The following is a 7,694-nucleotide window of genomic DNA, read 5'->3' as shown; positions in this document are numbered from 1 at the left end:
CGGCCACGTTCGGAGCCGTCCCGGCCTGGCAGCCGAGCGCCGCGTCGCAGGTCTCGGCCCCGTTACAGAAGAGGGTGTCGTCGCAGAGCACGTTGCTCGGCGTGTTCAGGCAGGTCCCGGCGGAGCAGGTGTCGACCGTACAGCTCACGCCGTCGTTGCAGTCGGCGTCGACGTTGCAGGTGCAGCCTCCGCAGAGGCCTCCCCCGCAGACGCCCGAGCAGGCGCCGACCGAACAGGCGATCCCGTCGTCGTTCGCGGTGGTGCACCCGAGCGCCCCGTCGCAGCTGTTCGCCGTACAGGCGTTGCCGTCGTCGCAGACCGTGTCGTCCGGCGCGTGGACGACGGCGTCGGCGGCCTCGTCGCAGCTGTCGACCGTGCAGGCGATACCGTCATTCACGCTCGGCGGCGTGCCGGCCTGGCAGCCCAGGGCCGCGTCGCAGGTCTCCGCGCCGTTGCAGAAGAGGGTGTCGTCGCAGGCCGTGTCGTCCGGCGTGTTGACGATGGCGTCGGCGACCTCGTCGCAGCTGTCGATCGTGCAGCCGACGCCGTCGGTCACGCTCGGCGGCGTCCCCGCCTGGCAGTCCAGCAGCGCGTCACAGGTCTCGGCGCCGTTGCAGAAGAGGGTGTCGTCGCAGGCCGTGTTGTCCGGCGCGTGGACGATGGTGTCGGTGGCCTCGTTGCAGCTGTCCACCGTGCAGCCGACCCCGTCGTCCGTGCTCGGCGGCGTCCCGGGCTGGCAGTCCAGGGCGGGGTCACAGACCTCGGCCCCGTTGCAGAAGAGGGTGTCGTCGCAGGCCACGTCGTCCGGCGCGTTGACGATGCTGTCGGTGACCTCGTTGCAGCTGTCCACCGTGCAGCCGACCCCGTCGTCCACGCTCGGCGCCGTCCCGGCCTGGCAGCCCAGGGCCGCATCGCAGGTCTCCGCGCCGTTGCAGAAGAGGGTGTCGTCGCAGGCCGTGTCGTCCGGCGCATGCACGAGGCTGTCGGTGGCCTCGTCGCAGCTGTCCACCGTGCAGCCGACCCCGTCGTCCACGCTCGGCGCCAGCCCGGGCTGGCAGTCGAGCAGCGCGTCGCAGGTCTCGGCCCCGTTGCAGAAGAGCGTGTCGTCGCAGGCCGCGTCGTCCGGCGCGTGGACGATGCTGTCGCTGGCCTCGTCGCAGCTGTCGACCGTGCAGCCGACCCCGTCATCGATGCTCGGCGCCGCCCCGGCCTGGCAGCCCAGGGCCGCGTCGCAGGTCTCCGCGCCGTTGCAGAAGAGGGTGTCGTCGCAGGCCGTATCGTCCGGCGCGTTGACGACGGTGTCGCTGGCCTCGTCACAGCTGTCCACCGTGCAGCCGACGCCGTCGTCGATCACCGGCGCCGTCCCGGCCTGGCAGCCCAGGGCCGCGTCGCAGGTCTCCGCGCCGTTGCAGAAGAGGGTGTCGTCGCAGGCCGTGTCGTCCGGGGTGTTGACGATGCTGTCGCTGGCCTCGTCGCAGCTGTCGACCGTGCACCCCACCCCGTCGTCGATCACCGGCGCCGTGCCGGCCTGGCAGCCCAGGGCCGCGTCACAGGTCTCCGCGCCGTTGCAGAAGAGGGTGTCGTCGCAGGCCGCGTCGTCCGGCGTGTTGACCACGGTGTCGGTGGCCTCGTCGCAGCTGTCGGCCGTGCACCCGACCCCATCGTCGATCACCGGCGCCGTGCCGGCCTGACAGCCGAGGGTGCCGCCGCAGGTCTCGGCGCCGTTGCAGAAGGCTCCGTCGTCGCAGAGGGCGTCGCCGGTCTCGTCGGTGAGGCCGTCGCAGTCGTTGTCGACGCCGTCGCAGACCTCGGTGGCCCCGGGGTGGACCCCGGCGCCGGTGGCCGGATCGTCGTTGCAGTCGATCAGGGACGGATCGGTGCCGCCGCTGGCGAAGTCGGTGCCGCAGGAGGTGTAGCCGTCGCCGTCGGCGTCGAAGCCCTCGTCGATGCTGCCGTTGCAGGACTCGTCGGTTCCGTCGCAGGTCTCGGTGGCCGGCGGCACGCCGGTGCAGGCCGCCCGCACCCCGTCGATGCAGCTGGCGGTCCCCAGGGTGCAGTTGCCCACGTCGGTGCCGCAGCCCACCGGCGGATCACCCTGGAAGCACTCGCAGCCCGTGTCGGTGCTGCCGTCGCAGTCGTTGTCGAGGCCGTCGCAGGCGGTGAGGTCCTCGACCGCCATGTAGGTGGGATCGTAGTTGCAGATCCAGCCGCCGGCGCCGGCGCAGATCTCGATGGTCCCGGCGCAGACGCCGAGCGCGAGGCAGGCCCCGGGCGGGTTCAGGCCGTCGTCGGTGTTGCCGTCGCAGTCCTCGTCCCGTCCGTCGCAGGTCTCGGTGCCGCCGGGGTTCACGTCGGGGCTCAGGTCCTCGCAGTCGATCAGGGCCGGATCGGTGCCCCCGTTGACGAAGTCCGTGCCGCAGGAGGTGTAGCCGTCGTCGTCCGAGTCGAAGCCCTCGTCGATGGTTCGATCGCAGTCGTCGTCCACGCCGTTGCAGATCTCGTCGTAGTTCGGATCTCCGGCGCACTCGTAGTCGCAGCCGTCCACGGGGTCGGCGGCGGGCCACCAGCCGGGGTTGCAGTCCCCGCGGCTGCAGGTGCGGGTGGTCGGGTCGCAGAGGGCGGTCGCGTTGGGATAGGAGCAGACGACCCCGCAGCCGCCGCAGGTCTCCGGCGCGTTGGGATCGATGTCCTCGTCGGTGGAGCCGTCGCAGTCCGAGTCGGCGCCGTCACAGTCGTCGTCGGTCGTCAGGGGGAGCACCTGCCCGTCGCAGGGCCCCCAGTCGCCGGTCGCGTCGCAGGTCCGGGTGCCCGCCTGACACAGGCCCACGGTCTCGGTGCCCGCCGGCCCCTCGTAGCAGGACTCCTGATCGCCGGGGTTGCAGATCGTCCCCGAGATGAACTCGATGGTGCCGCTGCCGCTGATGTTGCGGCCCTCGCCGTCGGTGAGCCCCAGGGTGGTGGTGCCGGCCTCCGTCGAGGCCACCCGGGCCGTCGCCTGACCGGCGGCGTTCGTGGGCGACGCGGGCTGCTCGATGCTGTCGGCGGCGCGGTCGCTGGTGAGCAGGAGGCTGACGCCGCTCGCCGGGGCTCCCGTCCCGTCGACCACGGTGAGGGTCACCACGGAGGTCCGGACCCCGTCCGCGATCACCGGCGAGGTCGCCTCGATGGTCGCCGAGAGATCCTTCTGGCCGCCGGTTCCACCGCACTGGCAGCCACCGCTCCAGAGCGGCAGGAACAGCGCGAAGGTGGCGAGCAGCGCCTCGAGCGTCCGGCGGTTCGTGACGGGATCCAGCCTCATGGGAGCTCCTCCACTCGAGATGGGCGGGGTCTCCACGTCCGAATCGGCGGCACCAACCGTCGACGACCTCCAGGAGGCCGAGATAACCCCGGACTTCTGAGAGGTCGTGGCGATCCCCACCCCCCTCTCCATATGACTCCAATCGTAGCAGTTTTTTTCGATGTCAATTGAACTCCAGAGAACAAAATCTGGATGAACGGGGTCGATCGGTGGGCGGCGCCGCCGGGGGCCTGCTAACCTCTCCAGGGTCTGGGGGGCAGGCATCTGAATCGACTTCCGCTACTGGCGCTGGGCGACCTGCTGGTGGTGACGGTGGCGCTCGTGACGGCCGCCTACCACCTCGCCCTCTATTGGTTGTGGCCGGAGGCCCGGGACCGGGCCTGGGCCGCAGTGATGGTCCTCGGGACGGCGGTCTACGCGGGCGGCGCGGCCATCCTCTACTCGGCCACCCTCCCCTCCACCGCGGCCACCTCCCAGCGGTGGATGCTGGTGGGCGGGGCGGTGATCTGCCACGCCGTCCCCCCCTACCTGGCGGCCCTGGAGGGCCGCGCCCCGGGGAGGTGGGCCGGCTGGCTCTGGGGGAGCCTGGCGGTCTGGGTGATTCTCCTGATCTTCACGCCCTGGGTCTTCGCCCACACCACCCGGGTCCTCACCCTCTCCTGGCACGACGCTCCCTACCTCCAGCCGGACGCGGGCCCGCTCAACGAGATCTGCTACCTCGCCCTCCTCTTCGTGGCGGCGCATCCGGTGATCCCGCTGCTGCGGACCTGGCGGACCCGCAGCCTCCGGGTGCGCGGGGCGGTGGTGGTCCTCTGCCTCTGGCTGCTGCTCGCGGCCTACGACGGCCTGGTGGGGCTGCGCTGGATCGCCTCGGGGCCGGCCTTCTTCCTGGAGTACGGCAGCCTCCTCCTGGTCCTCCTCCTCTTCGGGGACTCGGTGACCGAGCACGCGCGGCTCCTGCGCCGGGCCATGGAGGAGCGCTCGGCGGCCGAGGAGGCCTTCGGGATGCTGGCCCGGGGCTCTCCCGACGCCATCTTCCTGTTGCGCGACGCGAAGATCGCCTTCGCCAACGAGTCCGCGGCGAGGATGGTCGGGATCACCTCGCCCGAGGCCCTGCTGGGGCGCGCGCTCCCGCACCTCGTCCACACCGACGATCTCGAGGTCTTCGAGCGCGACCCGGAGGCCCCTCCCCGGCGGGAGGGTCCTCCTCGCCACTTCGTCCGCTTCCGCCGCGAGGATCTCTCCCTGGCGACGGCGGTCGTGGGGGTCGCCGCGGTGGTGGTGGAGGGCGAGCCCGCCCTCCTGGCCATCGCCCGGGACGTGAGCGAGGAGGAGGCGATGCGGGCGCGGCTGATGAGCGCCGACCGGCAGATCGCCGCCGGCACCCTCGCGGCCGGCCTCGTGCGGCAGATCGACGAGCCCCTCGCCGAGATCGGCCGGCAGCTCGTGGAGTCGCTCGAGCAGCAGGACGCCGGGCAGCCCGATTGCCGCAGCCTCCTGGGAGAGGTCTACGACCGGGTGGCGCAGGTGCGGGGCGTGGTGGCGGACCTGGAGCTCGCCTCCCGGATCCCCGAGGCCGACCGCTTCGAGCCCCAGCAGCTCTCCGAGCTGCTCGCCGCCTCGCTGCGCCTGACCCGGCCCCTGATCGAGGAGCGAGCGAGGCTCGAGGTCGATGTGCGCCGGCTCCCCCCGGTGGTCGCCGGCCCCGGCCGCCTGCCCCAGGTCTTCGTGAACCTCCTGAAGAACGCGGCGGAGGCCATCCCGGAGGGGCGCCCGGAGGAGCACCGCGTGCGCCTGCTCGCCTTCGAGGAGGAGGGCGAGGCGGTGATCATCGTGGAGGACACCGGCGAGGGGATCGAGCCCCAGGAGCTCAAGCGGATCTTCGATCCCTTCTTCACCACCCGCGCCGCGCCCGGGGGGACGGGCCTCGGGCTCTTCATCTGCCAGCGGATCGTCTCCGGCTGCGGCGGAGAGATCGAGGTGCGCTCCCGCCCCGGCGAGGGCACGCGCTTCACCGTCCGCCTGCCGGCCGCCGCCTCCTGACGCCCGCGCCGCCGCCCCTTGCGAAGCCGCTCCCCGGCTGCCAAAAGGCCAGGCGGATCCGGGGCGAGCACGACCCCGGCCTTTCCCGGAGGGTCCCATGCGTCGCAGTCTGCTTCTCGCTCTCTCGCCCCTGCTCGTCCTCGCCGCCTGCGGTGGTGAGGGCAAGACCGAGAACACCGCCCCGGAGGTGAGCATCACCGGCGCCGCCGACGTGGTGCTCGGTGAGACCGTCACCCTCTCGGCCGTGGCCACCGACGCCGAGGGCGACGCCCTCACCTACGCCTGGAGCCTGACCACCGCCCCCTCCGGTAGCGCGCTCACCGTGGACGCCACCACCGCCGAGCTCGGCGTGACCCCGGACGTGCTGGGCGACTACACCTTCACGGTCACGGTGAGCGACGGCAGCCTCGAGGCCAGCGCCAGCGCCTCGCTGGCCGCCCTGCCCCCGCCGACCATCGACGGGGAGTTCACGGTGACCGTGATCTCGGCCGTCGACGGCGCCCCCATCGCCGGCGCCTTCGTCGAGGTGAGCCAGGGCGGCCCCACGGCCACCACCGACGCCAGCGGGCAGGCCACCCTCACCGACGCCTCCCTCTCGGGGCAGACCACGGTCTCCATCGGCGCCCCCTCCCTCACGGTCGACGTCGACCACGACTTCAACGCCGGCACCGCCGACATCCAGCGCCCGGCCTACCGCGGCGTGACCCTGCTCGGGATCAACCGGGCGGCGTTCACGGTGCCGCTCAAGCCCACCGACAGCGCGCTGCAGGCCGCCCCGAAGGGCGTGGTCCGGGGCACCATCGACTACTCGATCTTCGATCGGCTCCCGGCCATCGAGCCCTTCCTCTCCTTCGACATGGGCGCGACCACCTCCAGCCAGATCCGGGCGGTGCTCATCGCGCCGGTGGTGACGGGCGATCCGGCGGACTTCGACGTGCGGGACCTCCTCGGCCGGCCGCCGACGCTGGCCGCGCCCCTGCCGGGGAACCTGACCACCGACGACCTCTTCCTCAACGGGTCGGCGGCGCTGCTGGGCGTGCCGGTCACCGGGGACGATCCCCTGATGAACTTCGTGGTGGACGCCCCGGTGGGCCAGACCCGCTTCTTCGTGCTCGGCGTCCTGGTGGACATCGACGCCCTGGCGGTCGTGCCCCTCCTCTCGGGCGGCGGCGTCGACTCGGCGGCCCTCTTCGGCTCGATGGCCTTCACCACCCTCTTCGTGGCCACCCTCGATCTCGACGTGGCCGCCGGGGACAACGACCTGGCCGCCCCCATCGCCGACACCGATCTGACGATGGTGGCCGAGGTGCCGGCGACGATCACCTTCGCGGACTCCACCGGCCCCTGGGCCCTCAACCCCACCACCGACGTCGCCCTGCGCAAGGCCGTGGTGGTGCCCGACACCACCGCGACCCTCACCGGCCCGGGCCTGCTGGCCGATCCCCGGGTCGCCGCGAACCTCCCGACCTCCACCCGGGTGGAGATCATGGACGCGCAGGGCAACCCCCAGACCCCGCGGCAGTTCGTGGATCTCGCCGTGCCCGGCGACACCGGCGCCCCGACCACCGACGTCCCCTACTCGCTGGCGGTCGCGGTGGTGCACGACGGCGCCGGGATGATCCCGCTGGGGCTGACCTTCACCCGGGTCGCGGATCTCGAGCGCGGCGAGGCGGTCTTCGCGCTGCCCACCTTCACCGGGGAGCTGGCCAACGCGCCGATCGAGGCCCTGGTGCTCACCACCCGCGGCATGTGGCCGAGCGCCGTGGACGCCGGCTACGAGCTCCTCTCTGGCCTGCACTCCTCCCGGGTGCCGCTCACCGCTGGCGGGACCGTGGCCGCCCTCGCGCCCCGCCCCTTCCCCGTGCTGGACCCGGTCCTCGACGCCGGCCTGCGGGTGCGGGTGCAGGTCGAGCGCTCGGATCCCTCCACCACCGTGGTGGACTCCGCCCGCGCCTACCTCTCCTTCCTGGAGAACCCTCCGGGCTCCCTCGTCCTGAGCGACTTCCTCGGGGTGAGCCTCGACCCGAGCGCCGCCGAGCTGAGCCACGCGACCCTCGCCAACCGCACCTGGATCCAGGTCGACGACGGCCAGGGCGGCCTGAACTGGACCCCGCGCTACGACACCCTCTGGGACGTCTACGGGCCGGCGGGCACCCTGCAGGGCCCCCTCCCCGACCCGGCGCAGACCGCGCTGGTCGATGCCTTCCTCGGCAACGGGAACAACGAGATCCGGCTGCGGGTGCGGGCCGAGAGCTTCGCCTCGCCCCTGGACCTCGAGCGCTGGTCGGGCGAGCGCCTCCTCGAGGGGCCCAGCGAGGCCACCGCGGACGACTTCCTCTTCGTCCTGCCCTAG

General features: G+C 72.6%; 3 protein-coding genes. 2 read left to right on the top strand and 1 reads right to left on the bottom strand.

Annotated elements, in window-relative coordinates; all coding sequences use genetic code 11:
* Nucleotides 1-3,298, bottom strand: a 3,298-nt coding sequence (locus tag P1V51_08935; GenBank protein MDF1563155.1) for a MopE-related protein, incomplete at its 3' end; no start/stop codon positions are given.
* Nucleotides 3,299-3,604: 306 nt separating this feature from the next.
* On the opposite strand from P1V51_08935, the gene P1V51_08930 reads away from it, so the two are divergent.
* Both P1V51_08930 and P1V51_08925 read left to right on the top strand, forming a co-directional pair.
* Nucleotides 3,605-5,341: an ATP-binding protein gene (locus P1V51_08930; protein MDF1563154.1), complete on the top strand. Its 1,737-nt coding sequence runs from the start codon at nucleotides 3,605-3,607 to the stop codon at nucleotides 5,339-5,341.
* Between the two features lie 97 nt (nucleotides 5,342-5,438).
* A complete protein-coding gene (locus tag P1V51_08925; protein MDF1563153.1) occupies nucleotides 5,439-7,694 on the top strand; it encodes a hypothetical protein in 2,256 nt (751 codons plus the stop codon).

The organism is Deltaproteobacteria bacterium (genome assembly GCA_029210625.1).
Classification (GTDB): domain Bacteria; phylum Myxococcota; class Myxococcia; order SLRQ01; family SLRQ01; genus JARGFU01.
Note: the sequence above shows the minus strand (reverse complement) of the source record. Positions and strands in the feature narration are given on the sequence as shown.